15 protein-coding genes are annotated in these 19,436 nt (G+C 60.1%); 10 read left to right on the forward strand and 5 right to left on the reverse strand.

Annotated features, from left to right (window positions below; translation table 11 throughout):
* Positions 1 to 44 precede the first annotated feature (44 nt).
* Both I6I94_RS09465 and I6I94_RS09470 read right to left on the reverse strand, forming a co-directional pair.
* Complete coding sequence (locus I6I94_RS09465) at positions 45 to 1,850, reverse strand: glycoside hydrolase family 13 protein (protein WP_201620646.1); 1,806 nt, start codon at positions 1,848 to 1,850, stop codon at positions 45 to 47.
* 83 nt (positions 1,851 to 1,933) lie between these two features.
* On the reverse strand, positions 1,934 to 2,827 hold the full coding sequence (locus I6I94_RS09470; protein WP_128088028.1) for an endonuclease/exonuclease/phosphatase family protein: 894 nt from the start codon (positions 2,825 to 2,827) through the stop codon (positions 1,934 to 1,936).
* 305 nt (positions 2,828 to 3,132) lie between these two features.
* Here I6I94_RS09470 and I6I94_RS09475 point away from each other — a divergent pair, with 305 nt between their 5' ends.
* The 5 genes from I6I94_RS09475 to I6I94_RS09495 all read left to right on the forward strand — a co-directional run bounded on the left by I6I94_RS09475 (position 3,133) and on the right by I6I94_RS09495 (position 10,520).
* Entirely contained in the window at positions 3,133 to 4,764 is a 1,632-nt protein-coding gene (locus I6I94_RS09475; protein ID WP_126853020.1) for an alpha-glucoside-specific PTS transporter subunit IIBC, read from the forward strand.
* A gap of 108 nt (positions 4,765 to 4,872) precedes the next feature.
* Entirely contained in the window at positions 4,873 to 5,697 is an 825-nt protein-coding gene (locus I6I94_RS09480; RefSeq protein ID WP_126500365.1) for a MurR/RpiR family transcriptional regulator, read from the forward strand.
* Positions 5,698 to 5,718: 21 nt separating this feature from the next.
* Positions 5,719 to 6,174: a hypothetical protein gene (locus I6I94_RS09485; RefSeq protein ID WP_037234671.1), complete on the forward strand. Its 456-nt coding sequence runs from the start codon at positions 5,719 to 5,721 to the stop codon at positions 6,172 to 6,174.
* A 189-nt stretch (positions 6,175 to 6,363) separates the two neighbouring features.
* Positions 6,364 to 10,233 carry a DEAD/DEAH box helicase gene (locus tag I6I94_RS09490; protein ID WP_201620647.1) on the forward strand — a complete coding sequence of 1,290 codons (3,870 nt, stop codon included), beginning with the start codon at positions 6,364 to 6,366 and terminating at the stop codon, positions 10,231 to 10,233.
* Positions 10,230 to 10,520, forward strand: coding sequence for an ATP-binding protein (locus I6I94_RS09495; protein WP_128088027.1), 291 nt, complete (start codon positions 10,230 to 10,232; stop codon positions 10,518 to 10,520). The genes I6I94_RS09490 and I6I94_RS09495 overlap by 4 nt, the downstream gene beginning before the upstream one ends.
* A gap of 154 nt (positions 10,521 to 10,674) precedes the next feature.
* Here the strand turns inward: I6I94_RS09495 and I6I94_RS09500 are convergent, their stop codons facing one another.
* Both I6I94_RS09500 and I6I94_RS09505 read right to left on the reverse strand, forming a co-directional pair.
* Positions 10,675 to 10,905: an FmdB family zinc ribbon protein gene (locus I6I94_RS09500; RefSeq protein WP_128088026.1), complete on the reverse strand. Its 231-nt coding sequence runs from the start codon at positions 10,903 to 10,905 to the stop codon at positions 10,675 to 10,677.
* Between the two features lie 91 nt (positions 10,906 to 10,996).
* Complete coding sequence (locus I6I94_RS09505) at positions 10,997 to 11,644, reverse strand: 5-formyltetrahydrofolate cyclo-ligase (RefSeq protein WP_201620648.1); 648 nt, start codon at positions 11,642 to 11,644, stop codon at positions 10,997 to 10,999.
* Positions 11,645 to 11,823: 179 nt separating this feature from the next.
* On the opposite strand from I6I94_RS09505, the gene galU reads away from it, so the two are divergent.
* From galU to I6I94_RS09520, 3 genes are all read left to right on the forward strand, one after another.
* On the forward strand, positions 11,824 to 12,726 hold the full coding sequence (gene galU, locus I6I94_RS09510; protein ID WP_094757603.1) for a UTP--glucose-1-phosphate uridylyltransferase GalU: 903 nt from the start codon (positions 11,824 to 11,826) through the stop codon (positions 12,724 to 12,726).
* Positions 12,727 to 12,954: 228 nt separating this feature from the next.
* On the forward strand, positions 12,955 to 15,429 hold the full coding sequence (locus I6I94_RS09515) for a phage holin family protein (RefSeq protein ID WP_201620649.1): 2,475 nt from the start codon (positions 12,955 to 12,957) through the stop codon (positions 15,427 to 15,429).
* Between the two features lie 239 nt (positions 15,430 to 15,668).
* Positions 15,669 to 16,382: a DUF6318 family protein gene (locus tag I6I94_RS09520; RefSeq protein WP_201620650.1), complete on the forward strand. Its 714-nt coding sequence runs from the start codon at positions 15,669 to 15,671 to the stop codon at positions 16,380 to 16,382.
* Between the two features lie 242 nt (positions 16,383 to 16,624).
* Here I6I94_RS09520 and I6I94_RS09525 read toward each other — a convergent pair whose 3' ends face one another.
* The gene (locus I6I94_RS09525; RefSeq protein ID WP_201620651.1) at positions 16,625 to 17,329 is read right to left on the reverse strand and encodes a DUF6318 family protein; all 705 of its coding nucleotides are present in this window, start codon (positions 17,327 to 17,329) and stop codon (positions 16,625 to 16,627) included.
* A gap of 506 nt (positions 17,330 to 17,835) precedes the next feature.
* Here I6I94_RS09525 and I6I94_RS09530 point away from each other — a divergent pair.
* Both I6I94_RS09530 and I6I94_RS09535 read left to right on the forward strand, forming a co-directional pair.
* The gene (locus I6I94_RS09530; RefSeq protein WP_006888771.1) at positions 17,836 to 18,309 is read left to right on the forward strand and encodes a DedA family protein; all 474 of its coding nucleotides are present in this window, start codon (positions 17,836 to 17,838) and stop codon (positions 18,307 to 18,309) included.
* Between the two features lie 37 nt (positions 18,310 to 18,346).
* Positions 18,347 to 19,396 carry a LysR substrate-binding domain-containing protein gene (locus I6I94_RS09535; protein WP_128088024.1) on the forward strand — a complete coding sequence of 350 codons (1,050 nt, stop codon included), beginning with the start codon at positions 18,347 to 18,349 and terminating at the stop codon, positions 19,394 to 19,396.
* Positions 19,397 to 19,436: the final 40 nt, after the last annotated feature.

Consider the following 19,436-nt stretch of genomic DNA (forward strand, 5'->3'; position numbering starts at 1 on the left):
CAGTCAGGGTGTGCCAGCGCGCCACTCGCCGCGCACTCTACGCCCTACCGGTACAGGTACACCTTCGCCTCATAGGGGCGTAGAGTGGTGCCTTCGTCCGTGAACTCGCCGTGCTCATTCCGGTAGTTTGAGCTGATCAGCTCGGGTGCTTCTGCCATAGCCGCAAGCTCCTCAAGTTTCAGCACGCCCGGGTTCTTGAGCGCCAAAGAAGCGAGCTGACCGTCTGCATAGGGTAAAGACAGTGTTTCTTGGGTGAAATTAGCAACCACCAGCAGGGCGCGCTCGCCGGATGCGGCGGCATCTTCAGTAGAGTTCACGCGCAGGTAGGCGTACACCTGCTCATCCTCGGGGTCGAGCACACGGTATTCGCCGGTGAGCACGATGGGGTGTTCTTTGCGCAGATGAATGAGATCGCTGTAGTGGTAGAAAATAGAATCGTCGTTCGCCAATTCTTCGGCGGCGTTAATGTCGGTATACTGCGGGTTCACCTTCAGCCACGGGGTGCCGGTCGTGAAGCCCGCATTGTCGCTCGCATCCCACTGCATGGGGGTTCGCGCATTATCCCGACCCGATGCACTGATGTACCGCAGCATATCCTCGGGGCTAACCCGCTGGGACTCCACCACGTATTTACGCCAGGAATCATGGATTTCAAGGTCGTTGTAGTCATCTACCGAGTCGAAGAAAACATTGGTCATACCCAGCTCTTCACCCTGATAAATATAGGGGGTTCCCTGCATCATATGCAGAACCGTGCCGAGCATCTTACCGCTGACCTCACGGAACTCGGGGGAGTCATTGCCGAAACGTGAAACCGTGCGCGGCTGGTCGTGGTTATTCCAGTACAGCGAATTCCATCCGCGACCGTGCAGCCCCGTCTGCCAGTGGCTGAGAACATTCTTCAAATCCACCAGGTTAAAACGAGTGTCCGACCATTTGCCGGTGGCGCCGCCTGCGCTGGCGTCCACATCCATATGCTCGAACTGGAACACCATCTGCAGTTCGTGGCGGTCAAAACCTGTGTACAGGGCGGCATCTTCCACGCTCACGCAGGGAGTCTCACCCACGGTCATCACCGGGTATTTGCTGAGTACCTCACGGTTCATCTCGCGCAGGAACTCGTGCACGCGCGGACCGTTCGCGGCCACCGCCAGAGAATTATCTAGCCCTCCTGCGGTGACGGCGGGGTCATCTGGGAAGGAAAGATCCTTAGAAATCAGGTTGATAACATCCATGCGGAAACCGTCGACGCTCTTATCAAGCCAGAACCGCATAATGTCGTAGACCTCTTCACGTACTTTCGGGTTTTCCCAGTTGAGGTCGGGCTGCTTCACCGAAAAATAGTGCAGGTAGAACTGCTGAGTGCCTTCGTCCCATTCCCAGACCGATGGTGAGAAACAGGAAATCCAGTTATTCGGCGGAATCGGGGTGCCGTCTTCTGTGAACCCGGCAGGGTCACGCCACACATAGTAGTCGCGGTACGGGTTATCCTTAGCCGATCGCGCCTGGCGGAACCATTCGTGCTCATCCGAGGTGTGGTTCACCACCAAATCCATCATGAGCTTAATGCCGTGCTCATGTGCGGTCGCCAGCAGCTCGTCGAAATCGGCCATCGTACCGAACTCGGTCATAATCGCCCGGTAATCCGAAATGTCGTAGCCATTATCGTCGTTCGGCGAGGCATAGATCGGGGAGAGCCAGATAACATCTATACCCAGCTTCGCCAGGTACGGGATTTTTTCGGTAATGCCGGGCAGATCGCCGATGCCGTCGCCATTGGAGTCGTTGAAGGAACGCGGGTAAATCTGGTACACAACGGGCTGCTGCCACCACTGAATTTCGGTTTTCATGAGCTGTCCTTCCACGGAATATATCAAATAAAGGTCTGAAAGCGGGATCGGTCGCTCAGCTGCGGCACCCTGCAGCTACCGCACTATCCGGGTTGAGCCTGTGACGGCAACGGCACGGGGTGCATCCTGGCGGTGGGCTCGAAACTCGACTCGTCAAGCTCTACCAGCACGCCGCTGTGATCGGAAATCGCCTCAGGAGAATTATCGCGGAATACCACCGCATGCGAAAGTACCTTCACTGCTCGGTCGGCAAACACGAAGTCGATGCGCTTGGCATCCTCCTGCCCTTCCCACCCGGCAATACCACGATGTACGGTGAATTCGCCGTCGGTACGCTCGGCGATCTCGCGGGTGTCCACCAGGCCGGAAGAAAGTGCCAGGTCGTACCCTTCGCCGCGCACCTGCGCCGCTGTGTTGAAATCGCCGCCTAAGAGAACGGGCGCATCCTGACCGCGCTCGGTGAGGGCCTGCGAAAGCCGCGCAAACTCCTGTGCGAAAAGCGGTTCGCCCTGAAAATCCCACCACGACATATGGGCGCTTGCACACCATACGGACCCCGCATCGGTACCCACCCGAACCGCGAGAGAAGACCTGCGTTCAACCCGGTCGTAGCTGTACTGCGGGCTCATCACAAGAGGATCGATGCGCTCAATAGGCACGCGAGAAAGCACCGCCACACACTCGTCATACCGATCCCACCCAATATGTGTTTCGGTCAGCGCCCACTCGTACTGAAGCCCTAAATCAGCCAGGAACCGAACCAGCAGCAGTGCATAATTATCCTCACGGATAGGAATACCGGCCCCGCCCTGGTACCCCAGTGGAGTATCCACAATAGGGGAGTGCAGGTACTGGTTGACCTCCTGCAACGCAATAACGTCAACCCGATGATGGGCGATAAAACGGGCAAGCTCATGAATCTTAACGATCTGGTGAGGCTCGCACCAGCTGTGGGTATTCAAGGTAAGAAAAAGCATAGGTATGTAGTTTTCGAGAGGTCGTGCGTTCAATAACACCACGCCACCTGCCACGGTGGGGCGGGCTACGGTTACATGCTACAAGAGAAACACCGTTTCAAAGCACTAAAAAACCGTGACAGTAGGTTAGTATTTTTACCCGGTACCGGGAGATGTTTCATGTTATGAAAAAATATGTCTAATCTCCCGCAACAGACGTGTAGCCCCGCCAAAAGGTGGGATGATGGTGCCATTCAAATACTGATGACATTCGCGCGGGCGCGTGTGCCTGCGTATTTTCTCGTAACCCGAAAGGCGTAAGCCTCATGATGGAAAAAGTTCAGAGGTTCGGTTCGGCCATGCTGGCCCCCGTGCTTCTTTTTGCCTTCGCCGGTTTGGCGGTTGGTATTGGCAAAGTTGCCACCCTAGAGAACATCGTTGGTCCTCTAGCTAATGAAGACACGATGTGGTTTAAAATCTGGGATGTCTGGCTCTCTGGCGCCTGGACCGTCTTCACTCAGATGGAGCTGCTCTTCGTGCTCGGCCTGCCGATTGCGCTCGCTAAGACCGCAAACGCCCGCGCCGTGCTCGAAGCTGGCATGGTCTACCTGACCTTCAACTACCTGAGCGGGACAATGCTCAAGTACTGGGGCCAAGACAGCGGTGGTATCTTCCAGCTCAACTACGGAGTGGATATTTCCGAGTCCGCCGCCGGTACCGGCCTGAAAATGATCGCCGGTATTAAGACCATTGACACCGGTATCTTTGGTGCGATTATTATCTCCGCCATCGTGGTGTGGGTACATAACCGCTGGTTCGACAAGAAGCTGCCCGACTTCCTGGGTATTTTCCAGGGCACCCAGTACGTGTACGCCGTGTGCTTCTTCCTCATGTTCCCCGTCGCGTTCCTCTTCACCCTGCTGTGGCCCTACGCCCAGCACGGTATTGAAAGCATGCAGGGGTTCTTCATCGCCTCCGGCGCGCTCGGTGTGTGGATCTACACCTTCTTGGAGCGCTTCCTCATCCCGACCGGTCTGCACCACTTCATCTACTCGCCGTTCATGTTCGGCAACGCCGTAACCCCCAACGGCATTGCGAAGGACTGGCCGACCCACCTGAGCGAATTCGCGCAGAGCGACAAGCCCCTGCGTGAGCTCTTCCCCGGCGGCGGCTTCGCACTGCACGGCAACTCCAAGGTGTTCGCACCGGCAGGTATTGCGGCGGCCTTCTACACCACCGCACGGCCCGAGAAGCGTAAAGAGGTTCTCGCCCTGGTGCTGCCCGTGAGCCTCACCGCGATGCTCATCGGCATTACCGAGCCGCTGGAATTCACCTTCCTGTTCGTGGCACCCCCGCTGTTCGCAGTGCACGCTGTGCTGGCTGCAACCATGGCGTCGATCATGTACATGTTCGGGCTTTCAGGCAACATGGGCGGCGGTTTGCTGGATAACTTCATCTTCCTCAACTGGGTTCCGCTGTGGCAGAACCACTGGCCGACCTACCTCATGCAGATCGGCGTGGGCCTGTGCTTCACCGTCATCTACTTCCTGCTCTTCCGCTTCCTGATCCTGAAGTTCGACTTCAAGACCCCCGGCCGTGAGGCTGAAGGCGGCGAAACGAAGCTGTACTCGAAAGCCGAGTACAAGGCCGCCAAGGCTGCCGAGAAGAAGGGCGGCGCATCCGCAGAAGACGGCGACACTGACCTGTACGCACCGCGTGCGGCTGGTTTCCTTGAACTGCTCGGCGGTGCCGACAACATCACCACCGTGAACAACTGCGCCACCCGCCTGCGCGTGTCGGTGGCCGATGAATCCCTGGTCGACACCTCGGATGCCGCGTTCAAGGACGCCGGTGCTCTTGGTATCGTACGCAAGGGTAAGGCATTCCAGGTGATCGTGGGCATGGACGTTCCGCAGGTTCGCGAACGTTTTGAAACCATGGTGAACACCAAAGCCTAAAACGTGAGCTGGGCTAAAACCCGCATCACGCGATAACACCACAAGGCTCCTGAGCCGCAGACGTTGTAATATTTTTAATATTGCTTGTCAGCGATTCAGGAGCCTTGAGTGGATTTACAAGATGTGGTGAATGCAAACCAGCACCGCTTCAGCGGTACAGAGCGCGAGATTCTGGCGTTTATGCTCGACAACGAAAAGTTCGTTGCCGAAGCCACCATCAGCTCCCTCGCGCACAAAACCTACACCTCAACCAGCTCCATTATTCGCCTCACCAAGAAACTGAACTTCTCAGGCTTTGCGGAGCTGAAATACTTCATCAAATCCTCCCTCACCCGCTCCGAACCCTACAACCCCAGGTTTATTGAGAGCGGTAAAGAAGACATCCTGCGAACCTACGACTACCTCGAACACATGGAGCTGTCGAAGCTCCTCGAAAAAATGCACGACGCCCGCACCATCTACTGCTTCGGCACCGGGTACGCCCAACGCAACGCCGTGCAAGAGTTCGCCAAATCCATGCAGGTGTGCGGCAAATTCTGTCACGTCATCCCAGCCCGCAACGAGTTTGAGAGCACCATGACCTCCATGACCACCAACGATTTGGTGATCCTCGTATCGTTCTCCGGGCAGACAGAGAACATGCGCGAACACGTAAAAATGCTTGCCCTGCGCAAAATCCCCATGGTCGCGGTCACCGCCCTCGGAGTGAACTACATGTCCTCCCACGCCGAATACTCACTGCACTACCAGAGCACTCCCACGCAGATCACCGGCCAGCGCGGCCCCTACAACTCATTCGTGGCGCTCTCAGTGCTGCTGGACTACCTGGTGCGCCGGTACATCGACCACATTGAGACCCGAAACCCCCAGCGGCAGCCCGGCGGGAACGAAACAGACCCGGGCACCGGCCCGGCAGAACCCACCGCCGACTAAACCCCAGAAAGCACACAAGACATGAACATCTTCGCCGCGCTTGACGACGACCGTAAACTCCGCCGTTTCCTCTTCTGGTACTGGCTCCTGGTGCCCTTCGCGCTCTTCGCCTGGATTCTGCTTGGCGCCGCGAACTCCAATATGACCTTCCAGCAGGCGCTTAACATTCCCTTCTTCGCTGTCGCGTTCCTCAACGGGTGCCTGACGATCCTGCTCGCGGGACTCTTCAAACTCGCTGGAAGCGAAAACGAACGCACCGAACGCGTCTTCACCCTCTACGCCCTCGCGGTGCAGATAGTGGTGGGGAACCTGCCCGGCGCGCTCGCCTGCTACCTGCTGCTGCGCGCCACCCGCGACTGGGATGAGACCGAAAAATTTGCGCCCACCTACCGTTGGGTACTCATCGCCGCCATGGTATTTTTGGGGATGGTGAGTCTGCTGGTTCTTGCGGCGAACATCCGCCTCTGGACAAGCTAAACACACACCTTAGCTGCTGCAAGGCCGCATAGGAAGGACGAACCGCAGAAACTACGGCACTATAACGCGCCACGGTGGGCTGCCCGCGAAACGCTGAACCCATCCGCCCGGCAAAGACACGAGGCGCACCCACCCGGCCGTATGATGTAAGAACGTGCAGAATACAACACACCCAAGGACGCACACGACGTGAACGGAACCCCCGAGACCCCCCAGGGCGCGCCCAGGACGGGAAACTCGCCAACCTCAGAACCCGCACCGGCACCCAACCCCGACGGGCCCCCTGAGGCACTGCCGCCGCACCTTGACCCCGCCAGCCACAGCTTCGACCCAGCGGCGGGGCTGGAACGCTGGGCGGAACAGATGGACATCTACACCGGCCCGGACGCGATGCTCAACTTTAACCGGGTTGACTATGTGCACATCGACCTCACCGCCGCAAACCCCTCCGGACTCGCCCAGCTGCTGGCCGGGCGGAAAACCCGCCTGTCCACCATTCTGCGCGAAAAAAGCCTGCTGGAGGAGGGGATGCGTGCCGCCCGCACCCTGCGCACCAAAATCTATGAGCTGTCCACCGACCACGGGCTAGACTCCGGGTATTTCGTGGCCGGTACCGCCTCCTGGCTCTCACGCTCCACCCGCGAGCACACCGTCTCCTACGAGAAACGGTTTATTGCCCCTATCCTCATGGCGCCGCTGAGCATCACCCCGCACCCCAGCAGCGACGACTACGAGCTGCGCCTTGCCGGTGCCGCGCGGCTTAACCCCGCCATGGTGCGCCAAATCAAACAGGAATACGATATTGACTTGGGCACCATGGACGTGGCGCAGCTGGCCAATTCCATGTCCCGCCTTGACCCCGAGCCCGTAATTGAGCGGATGCGCGCCACCACTGGGAACATCCCCGGGATGGCCATCGAATCACGGTTCTTCATCTCAACATTCGCCGACCTCAAAGAAAGCATGGGTGAGCTGCCGCACACCGCCCACACGCCGCTGGTGCGTGATATTGCCGCGCTCAAAGTCCCCGGGGTGCAGCCGAGCATCCGCCCGCTGGTGCAGAACCAGCCCCCTCATGACGACCGCAACCCGCAGCGGGAGACGCAGCTGCTTGACGCCGACCCGGCCGCACAGACCATTATTGATGCGGCCGCCAGCGGCAACTCGTTCACCGTCACCGCCGCCCCCGGCACCGAGCCGCTACGCACCGCCGTGAATATTGCTGCGACCCTCGCGGGGCAGGGCAAATCTGTGCTTGTGGTGGGGGAGAAACGCTCCACCCTGGCCGATTTCACCGCACTGCTTGAACGCAACGGTATTGATTCCCTCCGTTTTGATGTGCTCACCGACCGCGACGCCGAAGGCCAGCGCGCCGAATTCATCCAAGCCATTGTGCGCAACGAAACCGCTGCCATACCCGAGGAAGAGGAGACCACCGCCGAGCTGCTTGAAACCCGCCGCCGCCTGCACAGGCACACCGAGGCTTTGCTCTCGCACGAGCCGTACTGGAATATCACCACCTACCAGGCGCTGCAGACCCTCGCCGAACTCACCTCACGGAACGAGGCGCCCGCAACCGGTGTACGGTTTAGCCGCCGCATGCTTGATCGGCTGCTCGAACGCGAGAACCTCGCTCACGACCTCACCCGCCTCGCGGAGCTGGGGGCGTTCACCCCGGCAGCCCGCACCTCCCCCTGGTACCGTGCCCGCCTGGCCAACGACGAGGAGACCGCTGACGCTTACGCACTGGTTCTCACCCTCAAATCCTCCCTGCTGTCTCTGCGGGAGGCTATGAGCCGGCTCAGCCGCACCACCGGGTTACGGCTGGGCCGCACTATCGCCGACTGGCAGGGGCAGCTGCGTATTCTGCAGCGCATCCGGGAAACCCTGAAACAGTTCCGCCCCACCGTGTATGACCGGCCCGTCACCGACCTGATAGCGGCCACCGCGACCGGGGCGTGGCGCCGCGAAAACGGCATCGAAATGAGCAGTATGCAGCGCTCCCGCCTGCGCCGCGCCGCTAAGGAGTACATCCTGCCGGGGGTGAATATTGGCGACCTGCACGAGCAGCTGCGGATTGTGCAGGCTGAACGCGCAGAGTGGATCCGGCACACCGCCGCCCCACGCACCCCGCAGATCCCCGAGAACCTTGATGCGCTTGTCACCGCCTGCAATTCCCTCATTAAAGAGTTCGACGGGCTGCGGATCGTGCTGGATGACTCCCCGGAAGGCACCGACTTTACCCGCACCACCCTGGACGCACTCGAACAGCGTTTGGACGCGTTACTGGCCGACCGGGTGCTGCTGATGAGTCTGCCCGAGCGGGATACCCTCACCGCGCGCCTGCTGTGCCTGGGTCTGGATGAGCTCATGGAAGATTTGTACGCCCGGCAGGTGCCGGCACGGCTGGTGGCCGCCGAGCTGGAGCTGGCCTGGTGGCAGTCCGCCCTTGAGGAGTTGCTGCACGACCACGAGGGGCGAATCCTGGGCGGGCAGGCGCTTCGCGGCGTTGAGTCCCGGTTCCGCCGCGCCGACTACGCCCACATGCTGGGTGCTGCCTCACGCCTGCTGGAGTGCACCCGGCAGCTGTGGAACGACCGGATCGACACCCACCATGAGCAGGCGGCGTACCTTAAAAGCCAGCTGCGCGGGCATGAGTTTGTGCTTCAGCAGTTATTGGAGCACGCCCCAACGATGGCGAGCACCCTGCTGCCGATTTGGACGGCCAGCCCCTTCGCGTTGGCACGTCACGTTCCGCCCACTATGCGTTTTGACGCTGCGATCTTATTAGATTCCGAATCGACGCCGCTGGCGGCAAACCTGCCCGCCATTACCCGCGCTGAGGCGGTGATCGCCCTCGGCGACCCGCACTCCGGGTACCCGGCCCCGTTTATTGTTTCGGCACCGGCGACGGGGGCACCGGCACCGGCAACGAAACGGCTTGAGAGCACCTTTGACGCGCTTTCGAAGGTGGTGCCCTCGCTGCACCTGGCGCAGCTGGGGCGGGCCATGGACCCGGTGACCTTTGACTATTTGAACCGTGAGTTTTACGGGGGGCAGCTGCGGCAGCGCTCGGTGAGTGATGCAGCCTCCGAGCCGAAGCCGACCCTTAGCGTCGAGTACATTGATACGCGCGGGAAGGTGAGCGATAACGCCAACCAGGAATCGCCCAGTTTTGAGGTGGAGCGGGTGACCTTACTGGTGCTGGAGCACGCTTACCGGCGCCCGGAGCGTTCCCTGGCGGTGGTAACCGCGAGCCCTAAACACGCGCAGCGGGTGGCCGGTGCGGTGCGCAACGCCCTGAATAAATATCCGCAGCTGGCGCCGTTCTTTAAACCCGGAAAAGAACCGTTTAGGGTGGTTGATTTTACGCGCGCTGAGGGTATGGAGCGAGACACCATGATCTTCTCCTTGGGGGTGGGCCGCCCCCGCCCCGACCAGCGTACCCCCTACACGATGGGGCAGCTGTCGGAGGAGCACGGCCGGGAGGGGCTCGTGACCGCGCTGACCCGCGCCCGCCGCGCCACCCACATTGTTTCGTGTGTGAGCCCGGATGCGTTGGAGCCGCAGAAACTAGAGCACGGCGCCCTCGACTTTTACCGTCTGATGCGTGCCCATGAGGCACACCAGAAACGTGTGGACGAGCAGCAGCAGGCGGCACGCATCCCCGAAAAAATGCCCGATAACGAGTTCTTAGCGGGTGAGGATTACGGCCCTCTGCCCGATACCGGCGATTGGCTGCTGAACGACCTGCTGGTTCGGCTGCGCCAGCGCGGGGTGCGTATTGAGCCAGGCGGCGGGCTGGTGGCGTTTATTGCCTACGCCCCCGCAGGCGGTGGCGACGATGAGGAACCTGCCATGCCGCTGGTTGCCTGCTCGGATGCCTCACCGCGTTTTGCAAGCACCAGCGTGCGCGAGCGCACCCGCCTGTTGCCTGAGCGGCTGGGCCTTACCGGGTGGAACTACCTGACCCTGAACACGGTGGAGGTATTCGCCGACCCGGATGCTGTGGTGGAGCGCATTATGCGGTACGTTGGGATGCGGGAGGACAACTCGTGAGCGGCTACTCGCCCGTGCCGAAACCACGGCGCGGTCATCGCCGGGTGAGTGGGGCGGGCGCGCCAGCTGAAGCTGAACCGCGTATCGCTAGGGTGAATGCCCCCGAACCGGGGCGGGTGCAGCGTGTGAAGCCGTCGGGTGGGCAGAGGGCCGCCAGCGGACAACAGGGGACTGGGGCTACCCGTGGCGTGCCGGGTGGGCGTTCCCAGCAGGTGTTGAGCGCGGATGAGCTGGCTAGGCTGCAGTGGGTGCAGGAGATGAAGGAGCAGAAACCTCCGCACTATTAGCCCGCACGGTGCCCTCAGGGCGCCGCGTACCCCATTCCTGGTTGCTTACCGTAGTCCCGCACCCGGTGTGGTAAAAGCCCAGCACTGCACACTGGGCCATGTTGTTCACGTTTGACCTGCACCCTGACCGGATGAGGGGTTGGGTGCGCGGCGGTTAGGCGGCGCCTGCTGAGCTGCCGCTGGAGCTGCTTGAACTATTTGTGCTGCTGTTTTTGTCGTTTGTGTAAAACCCGGATCCTTTAAAGACGACGCCCACCTCGTTGTAGCGTTTACGCAGTGTTTCCTGTCCGCAGCTTGGGCAGGTGCGCAGCGCATTATCGCTAAAGGATTGGCGTTTTTCGAAGGCGTGGCCGCAGTTTTTGCACTGGTAGACGTAGATCGGCATGGTATTCCTCGCTGAGCCTGTGTGATTACTTCCAGCTAAAAAGTGTACCGCCTGTGTGTGGTGTCCGCCTACGTGCTGGTTGTACGGTGTGTTAGTGGGTGGCGTGTTCGCCGAGTGGGTGCACCCCGTTCTCGGTGAGCACCCGGTAAAGTACCCCGTCCCACGTGTCGTAGGGGATGCTGTCAAGCACTTCGTCGGCGAATACCACGCCCACTGTTGTTTCGCGCAGGGCCTGCTCGCTCAGGCGCGGCAGCAGCCGGTCGTAATACCCGCCGCCTTGGCCAAGCCGTCGCCCGTTGCGTCCGTAGGCCAGGGCGGGTACTAGGCGCAGGTCGGCTGCTGTGAAGGCGTGGGGGCCTTCAGCGTCGCCTTCGGGTTCGGCAATACCCATACCGTTGAGGGGGTGCTGCACATGCGGGTCCCATTGCACCCAGGCGAGTTGCCGCCCGGGGCGCACCACTGGCACCAGGATGCGGTGCCCGTCGTGGTGCAGCTGCTGCAGTGCGTCGGTGATGGGGGGCTCCGCAGCGGTTGGCAGGTACGCTGCAATGGTTAGTTTTTTCCCGGTGCGGGGTATGAGGGAGTAGATGCCTTCCTGGTAGCGGCGCGCATAGTCTGCTTGCCCTGCCTCTGCGCGGTTGCTGCGGTTAATGAGGCGGCGCGGGCGGATTTGGGCGCGTAATACTTGCTTATCGAGCGCGATGTCTTCGGGGGATGCCCCCGAGGCGGGCTGCTGCATGGTTCTCCTGGGACGACGTTGGCTGCAGTACTGAAACACAGCGTGGCGCGTGTTATTTCAATTATAGAATTGCAGAAGGCCTAATCCTGAGGGGAATGTCTAATCAAAATATTGTGAAATATGCGGTACTTGAGACGTGCTTGTTCTGCGGACATTCTCTTCTCATGTATGCTGTTTGCATGACTAATGTATCTGGGTCTATTACTAAGGCTGTTATTCCTGCGGCGGGTCTGGGCACCCGATTTTTGCCCGCAACAAAGGCGACCCCTAAAGAGATGCTCCCGGTGGTGGACCGTCCCGCCATCCAGTATGTGGTGGAGGAAGCGATCCGCGCGGGGCTGCAAGATGTGCTGATGATCACCGGCCGCAATAAGCGCGCCTTGGAGGATCATTTTGACCGTGTGCCGGTGTTGGAGCGGCAGCTGGCTGAGCAGGGTAAAGAGGCCCTGCTGAAGGCTGTGGAGGAGTCCAACTATTTGGGAGAGATCCACTATGTGCGCCAGGGCGACCCGAAGGGCCTGGGGCATGCGGTGCTGCGCGGTAAGGTGCATGTGGGCAATGAGCCGTTCGCGGTGCTGCTGGGCGATGACCTGATTGATGAGAAGGAAGATCTGCTCTCTCGCATGGTTGAGGTGCAGCAGCGTACCGGCGGTTCTGTGGTGGCCCTCATGGAGGTGCCGCGTGAGGCGATTTCTGCGTATGGTGCCGCCGCGATTGAGACCGTTGAGGGTGAGGACTTTGTGAAGGTGACCGGGCTGGTTGAGAAGCCGGAGCCGGAGCAGGCCCCCTCAAATTATGCTGTGATTGGCCGTTACGTGCTGAGCCCGAAGGTGTTTGAGGTACTTGAGAATACCGCCCCCGGCCGTGGCGGGGAAATTCAGCTCACTGACGCCTTGCAGACTCTTGCCGTGGGCGAGGGCGATGGGGAAGGCGTGTATGGCGTGGTGTTTAAGGGCCGTCGTTTTGATACTGGTGATAAGCTCTCGTATTTGAAGGCGAATATTATTTTGGCTGCTGAGCGCGGCGATTTCGGTCCCGAGCTGTGCCAGTGGTTGAAGGAATTTACTGCCGAAAACTGCTAAAAAATACGCGTTTTAGGGTGTTATGATGCGGTGGCTTCCCGTGCCGGGGGCCACCGCATTATTGTGCGGTTGGGTGTTTTCAACCCGGTGCTGTGTGGGCGGGCACAAAAACTTGGTGATGTTTTGTGCCTGGGGCGTATTCTGGCACACCGATATCCGCTAATTTCGGTAGTATTTATAGATATAGGTTTTTGGGATCCGGCGTTTTTATGGGGGCGGTATAGAAGCATGATCTGGCTGAGCACTTCGGGCATTGTGGTTGCCCTTGCTGTCATTATGCTCTTGTGGGTTGTGCCTAGGGCTTCTCGGCGCGCGCCCGCCAACGGATCCCGGCGGCAGCTGGCGCGTGTGGGCCGCACCGCTGAGGATATTTTCTCGTCCGCAAAAGTACTGTTTAACAACGAGGAGACTGCACGCGGTACAGGTGCGGCCGTGCCCTCTGCTTCCGGCAAGGCTGAGGTGTACGCTTCAACCTCCACCGGTTCGCTGGAACCCCTGGGCGGAGTGGAGTTTGCTGAGAGCGCCGCTTCGGCTGCGGTGAACGTGCAACAGCAACAGGAAGAGTTTGCGGACGATAAGACGCAGCTGCTGTACACCACGGATGCAGCCGAGAGTGCCGAAGACGCCGACCTGTGGGAGGAGGCCACGATGCGTGAGGACGCGAACGCCCAGCAGCAGGGCGCACACGATACTGAGCTTTACGACGAACCGTACGATGAGGACCTCTACGCCCCGGAGCCTGACCTGGACTCTGCGCCCGGTGCGGAGCCTGCCGACGGCGAGGCTGATGCACCCGCACATTGGGAGGTTACAGCAAATTCCCAACCTTCAGGCTCCCGGATAGGTCGTAGTATCCCTGAGGTTAATATAGACGCTGAGACGGCGGGGCAGGATCCCTCCGCTGCGGACACCGATTCTCAGCGCCCCAGCGGCACCCACCATCAGGGCACCGGGCGTGCGGAGGAGTCTCGGGGGGAGGCGCCTTCGGCGGCTGCGGTCCGCGGCCCTGCCCTGCATGAGCTTTCCTCTACCGAAGAAGTTCCGGAGGTTCAGGAGTCAATGCTGGGGGGTCCGGTACCCCCGGGGATGACGGTTCATACCGGCCGCGCCGTACTTTTGGGCGTGGCCTTGCTGGCGTTTGTCGCGGCCCTGGGGTTTGCCCTCATGGCTTTTTCCGGCATGCTGTCGTGGGTGTGGCCGGTGGCGGCGCTGCTGGTTGCCGTGGCGACCGGCGGGCTGCTGCGGTACCTGGCGATTTCGGGTGCTAAAAAGCCCGCAGCGAGCCGCCGCGAGTCTTCCAGTGCCCCGGTAGCCGAACAGCCCGAGGCGACAGCCTCCGCTGAACACGGCAGCCGTGAGTCTGAAACAGTCGGTGCTGACCCGGCGGCTAATACCCGCCGCACCAAGGAGGCACGCCCCGCTCCCGCCCGTATAGCAGCTGCGGGTTCGGTTGCACGTCAAGACAGCGGCCGGACGCAGGGGCGTCGCGCCCCCGCCGCCGAGCACCGCAGCGAACGCACGGCAGGGCGTGAACGTCCCGCTGGTGAGGGCGTTCAGGAGGAGCCATCTCGTCCCCGCCGTGAGCCTGCACCGGTGCGCCGCCACACACCTGCGCGTCGCAGTGCGTCAGCTCAGGGGGCCCGTGCCGCCGCATCGCCCGGGGTTCAGCGGGAACCTGATGCTCAGGGCGCCGCACGCCGTAGTTCAGCGGAACGGGAGCCGGTTCGGGCCCGTACTTCTCAGCTTCCGGCGATTCGCCGGGGTGGGCGGGGCTCGCACCTGCCCCCGCAGCTGAGGCCCCTGGCGCACCGTGATGAGCCCATGCTTTTTGATATCCAGCCCGAGACCCCGCAGGCACCTGCGGCTTCTGCTCGGACTTCTCAGCCTGCAGACTCGGCTAAACCTCCTGCCCAGGCCACTCAGCCTGCAGACTCGGCTGTATCTTCTGCGCCGGTCACGCCTGCTGCCCCCACCCAGAGCGCCCCTTCCCAAAGCGATTCTGCTGAGGCGGCGCAGCCTACTGCGCCTGTTCCAACTCAGCCACCTGCCGCCCCGGCCCGACCGGAGGCTGCTGCTAAAACTGGCAGGGTGCCGCAGCAGAACCTTTCCGGGGCATCCTCCTTCGAACGGAGTGGCTCCTTTGATGCTGACGTTACCGCCCCGATCACGGATGGGATATCCACGGCGAACCTGGCTCAGCGTGCCGCTGCGGCCCGCGCGCAGGCTACCCGCGCAGCTGAGGCGGCGCAGCAGGTGCAGCGTGAGGCAGCTGAGCGTGCCCGCCGCAGGGCGCGGCAGCTGAATCTGCAGAACCCGTACCCGCAGCAGGATCCGGTGCACCAGCCCTCCAGTGATACGGCGGAGCACACCACGGTGCCGCTGGGGCAGGGTGCAGCCCCTGATGTGCCGCCGGTACAGCCGCCCGTTCCGCATACTCCGGTGCCGTCAACTATTGATGAGAGCGACCTGGACTCTTTGGATGATGATGTCTCACCGGTGTTCGAACCGCAGCAGCAGCTGGGTACGCTCGGCAGCGGGTTTGAGGATACATCTACTCAGGGCATTCGGCTGGGCCCCGGGGCGATGCCCATGTTCAAGGCCACCTCAAACACCTGGGAGCCGGTGGAGCTACCGAAGCCGCTGCACACCCTGCATCAGAAGAAAGGCAAGGACGGTAAGGGCAAAGGTAAAACCGGAGAATAGGTGCCAAGGGTAGAAGCCGAAATATAGAAATGCAGAGCGGTTCCTGCAGCAGTCTATAAGCGCTCGTGCGGGCCTGTCTCACCATGGTGAGACAGGCCCGCACGGTGTTAGTGAGCGGATAGATATAGCGCACAGTAACTCTATGATTAAGGTAATACTTGAATATACCGTGTGAGTGGGCGCACAGAACCTATGATGGGTTTATCGAATAAATACAATCCGAAAGGATGCCGATTACGATGACTTCCGAAATAACCCGCCGCGCGGCTTTAAGTCTTGTGGGCGCAGGAACAACGGTGTTTTTATCTGCCTGCGCGGCAACCAATGTATTTGTGGGTACTCAAGAGGATGCCTCTTCACCGTCAGCCTCTCCCAAAGACTATAAAGGCGAGGCGAAACTGGAGGAATACGATACTTCTGCTGGTACCTTTGAGCCCGCCACCCACGACACTCCGCCCAAAAACGTTCCCAAACCCATTAAGCCCAAAAACGCTGACGAAGATTCCATAGCCGGACTGTATTCCAGCATTGCATTTCTTGGGGCGGCTATTACCTACGCCTTTACTACGGGGGATACCACATATATGCAGGACTCGGCGTTCAACGAGGAAACAAAGAAAGAGATAATAAACAATAGGGTCGTACGAAAAACGGCTGAGGGTAAACACTGGGAAGCTGACATTAAGCTCGTTTATTCTCTGGAAACCTCAGAACCCACAAAAGAGGGGGATGAGTACACCTGGCCGTACCGGGGAATTTCCCGCCACGGGGCGTACTATGTGGAGGTTGACGGCCCAAAGACCAGCGTGAACTTCATTTCTGAGAGCAGCCAGGAGACTATAACACCGGGGCGGATTAAAGCAAAACACACTGGCGGTCACTGGGTCATTAGTTTTGAGACCGATGAGAGTGCCAGCCCCAGTGCTTCCTCCTCCCGCTCATCAAGCATATAAGGCGCGTTTCTTATAGTGTGCTTTCTGTGAACGGGGACGAATCATGGCCCAGCACCATAATGATGGGGGCTTTCTTTGAACAGCAGAGGGGCTAGAGAAGGCTTCTGCCCGTTCCCTGTACCCGTGTATTTTCCGTAGTCGGAGTGCAATATCTAGGGCTATTTGGGTGTATACGTAAGGGAGGAGTCCCTCTTAGGACTCCTCCCTTGCTGTCACCCGGATGTTCGGGATGGGGGTGGTTCTTAGTAAGACGGTGAGGGGCTGGAGCTTGACTCGTCAAACTCAATATCAATGACCCACCGACCACCAGTGTATTTTGCTTTAATCTTCCCACTTCCCTTACTCACCTGCTGGCTTGTGGGGATGGTGCTCACCTTCACGGAGCGCTCGGTAGAAGTCTCTGTCACATCTACCCGGAACGCCCCGTGCCGTGATTCCATCTTATGCAACCAGATGTACTCATCCCCTTCTTTTGTGGGCTCCGAGGTCTCTAAGAAAATCACAACTTTGGACTCGGCCTCCCAATATTTACCCTCACGGATTTTATCTAGGGTGACCGCAGACTTAAATCCTTTCTGATCTTCCTCACTAAGAGCGGATTCGTTGATCGGCCCAACGTCCCCGGTCACTAAAGCATACGTGAGGGCAGCCCCAAGAAATGCAATACTGGAATACAGCCCGGCTACGGAATCTTCGTCAGCGTTTTTGGGCTTAATAGGTTTGGGAACGTTTTTGGGCGGAGTGTCGTGGGTTGCGGGCTCAAAGGTACCAGCAGAAGTATCGTACTCTTCCAGTTTCACTTCGCCTTTGTAGTCCTTTTTAGCGGCCGATGAAGACTCGCTGGAGGAGCCTTTAATAGCTGTGCCAGACCCGCAGGCCGCAAGAAGTGTTAGGGATGTTACGCCCGCAAAGCCCAGGGCCGCGCGGCGGGTTATCTCGGAAGTCATGGTAACCGGTTTCCTCTCAAGTGCGTGATATACCAGCTATCTCTATCCTAGAGAACACGCGGCCCATAAGCACGTACATTTAACTATTACTTTAAATGTAGGCTTCTGTGTGGCGAATGTACTGGGTGCAGCAGCTTCCGTCGCAGTTAAGGTAAGGAGGGAGTTCCGGGCGGAACCCCCTCCTCGCATCACACACAGGAAGAAAAGTCTTCGAAACCGTTTCGCGGAAGAATCCTTCCCACAAGGACTCTCGCTATTTGGTAATAAAAATATAACCTAATTAATGGGGGTGTGCCAACCCGAATATCCCAAGAAATAGTGACAACCTGTCTGCAAAGCAAGGTATACCTAAATTAGTTCCGTGTATTTGCGGGCAAAAACCGGGCACGGCTAGGGCGCAAAAAATATTTAAACTTTTTCCCCGCCCCTCTTTGCGCACCCTCAGCTGTGAGTAAGGCCGGTAACATGCAGCGGTATGGGTGGGTAAAACGTGAGAGAATGGCAGAGTGAAAGAATGGTTCGATTCCCTACCTGTAGAGGCGGCCGTTGCCTGCCTGTGGGCGATCGGCATTATCCGCACGTCCATTGTGTTTCTGCTCGGCTACCTGGCTGCCGCCGGAGGGGCACGCTTGAGCCGCATCCGGGAAGCAATGGACACCCCCATATACCAGCGGGCCACAGCGTTCGTGAACCGCTGGGGCGTATTAGCCGTGCCGCTGTGCTTCCTCACCGTAGGCTTCCAAACCGCCGTCATTATCACCACCGGGTTCACGAAAATGCCGTTACGCCGTTGGGTCCCGGCCATGCTCGTGGGCACTTTCATCTGGGCCGTCATCTACACCACCGTGGGGTTCGCAGTGCTCGCCGCCCTGGGGCTGCAGCCGTGGATGCTGCCGGTTGCCCTAGCGGTAATCGTGCTCCTCAGCCTGGGAATCTCTAAAGTGCGTGAACTCATCACCGACCGCAAACCCCGCCCGTAACCGGGGCCGCCGCCGTCCACTGTGCTAGCGTAAAGGCATGAACGAAACCCCCGAAGCTGCTACACCCGCAAAACCGGTACCGCCAAGCACCCAGCAGGAGTCCAGCATTGAGCTTGCCGCCCCCGCCGCCGGGCTCATCTACTCGGCGCAGGCAGCACCCGCACCGGTGCTGAGCCGTGCCAGCTTACGCATCGGCTACGAGCCGGGGGTAATGCCCGGAAAATGGTTCACCCGCTGGCACGAACGCTACGGCAGAACCGCCCCGCTGGCCGAAATACCGCTTCGCGAAGGGGCCGGTCTTGAGGCACTCACTACCGCGCTCAGCACCCCGAACAGCACCAGCGGCGAAGCCCGTTTCGAGCCGTTAGCGCACATGGCCATAATGCGTGCCGCCGCACAGGAAACCCCCGACAAAGACCGGTACCACAGCATCCGCCTGTACGAGGAAGTACCCGTGGTGGTGCTGCCCAAAGACCATGTGCTCACCGTGCTCGACGAGGTTCCCCTAGGTGAGATGGCTGAGGAGTTCCTGCTGCATGAGCCCGAGGAGTTCCCCGCCTGGGGTGAAGCCTCACAGCAGTGGCGCCAACAGAACCCCCGGTTTTTGCCGCAGATTCCCACCCATGCGGACGCTATCGAACTGGTAGCTGCCGGGGTGGGTCTGTACATCACCCCCATGTCGGTGGCCCGTCTGCACCACCGCAAAGACCTCACCTACCGTCCGGTACCCGACGCCGAGCCGTACCCCGTGCACCTGGTGTGGCCCCGTACCCCGGCAGCCCCCACCCCCGATACGGTCCAGGGCGAGAAAGACGACGAGTTTGAGGTGCTCATCCAGGACTTTATCGGCATCGTGCGCGGGCGCACCGCATCCAGTAACCGGGGCAGCGAAACCGCCCAGGCCCGCCGCACCCGCATAGCCGGTGAACGCGCCAAAACCACAGCGAAATCCCGTGCGGCTAATGCCCGCCGAGAAGCACGCCACCAGAAAACAGCCGCCTCCCGCACTGGCGGCACCTCCCGGCGCAAAGCCGCCGCAGGCAGCAAACCGGGACGAAACGGCAGGCGAACCGGTAAACGCCGGTAGCCTGCCCACACCCGCCATCACGGGTGAATAGCGCCACCAG

The organism is Rothia aeria (assembly GCF_016726365.1).
Classification (GTDB): Bacteria; Actinomycetota; Actinomycetes; order Actinomycetales; family Micrococcaceae; genus Rothia; species Rothia aeria.

Excerpts from the sequence above, each read along its gene's own strand:
- I6I94_RS09465 (WP_201620646.1), bottom strand. The coding sequence starts at position 1,850 with ATGAAAACCGAAATTCAGTGGTGGCAGCAGCCCGTTGTGTACCAGATT.
- I6I94_RS09470 (WP_128088028.1), bottom strand. The coding sequence starts at position 2,827 with ATGCTTTTTCTTACCTTGAATACCCACAGCTGGTGCGAGCCTCACCAG.
- I6I94_RS09475 (WP_126853020.1), top strand. The coding sequence starts at position 3,133 with ATGATGGAAAAAGTTCAGAGGTTCGGTTCGGCCATGCTGGCCCCCGTG.
- I6I94_RS09485 (WP_037234671.1), top strand. The coding sequence starts at position 5,719 with ATGAACATCTTCGCCGCGCTTGACGACGACCGTAAACTCCGCCGTTTC.
- I6I94_RS09500 (WP_128088026.1), bottom strand. The coding sequence starts at position 10,905 with ATGCCGATCTACGTCTACCAGTGCAAAAACTGCGGCCACGCCTTCGAA.
- I6I94_RS09505 (WP_201620648.1), bottom strand. The coding sequence starts at position 11,644 with ATGCAGCAGCCCGCCTCGGGGGCATCCCCCGAAGACATCGCGCTCGAT.
- galU (WP_094757603.1), top strand. The coding sequence starts at position 11,824 with ATGACTAATGTATCTGGGTCTATTACTAAGGCTGTTATTCCTGCGGCG.
- I6I94_RS09515 (WP_201620649.1), top strand. The coding sequence starts at position 12,955 with ATGATCTGGCTGAGCACTTCGGGCATTGTGGTTGCCCTTGCTGTCATT.
- I6I94_RS09520 (WP_201620650.1), top strand. The coding sequence starts at position 15,669 with ATGACTTCCGAAATAACCCGCCGCGCGGCTTTAAGTCTTGTGGGCGCA.
- I6I94_RS09525 (WP_201620651.1), bottom strand. The coding sequence starts at position 17,329 with ATGACTTCCGAGATAACCCGCCGCGCGGCCCTGGGCTTTGCGGGCGTA.
- I6I94_RS09535 (WP_128088024.1), top strand. The coding sequence starts at position 18,347 with ATGAACGAAACCCCCGAAGCTGCTACACCCGCAAAACCGGTACCGCCA.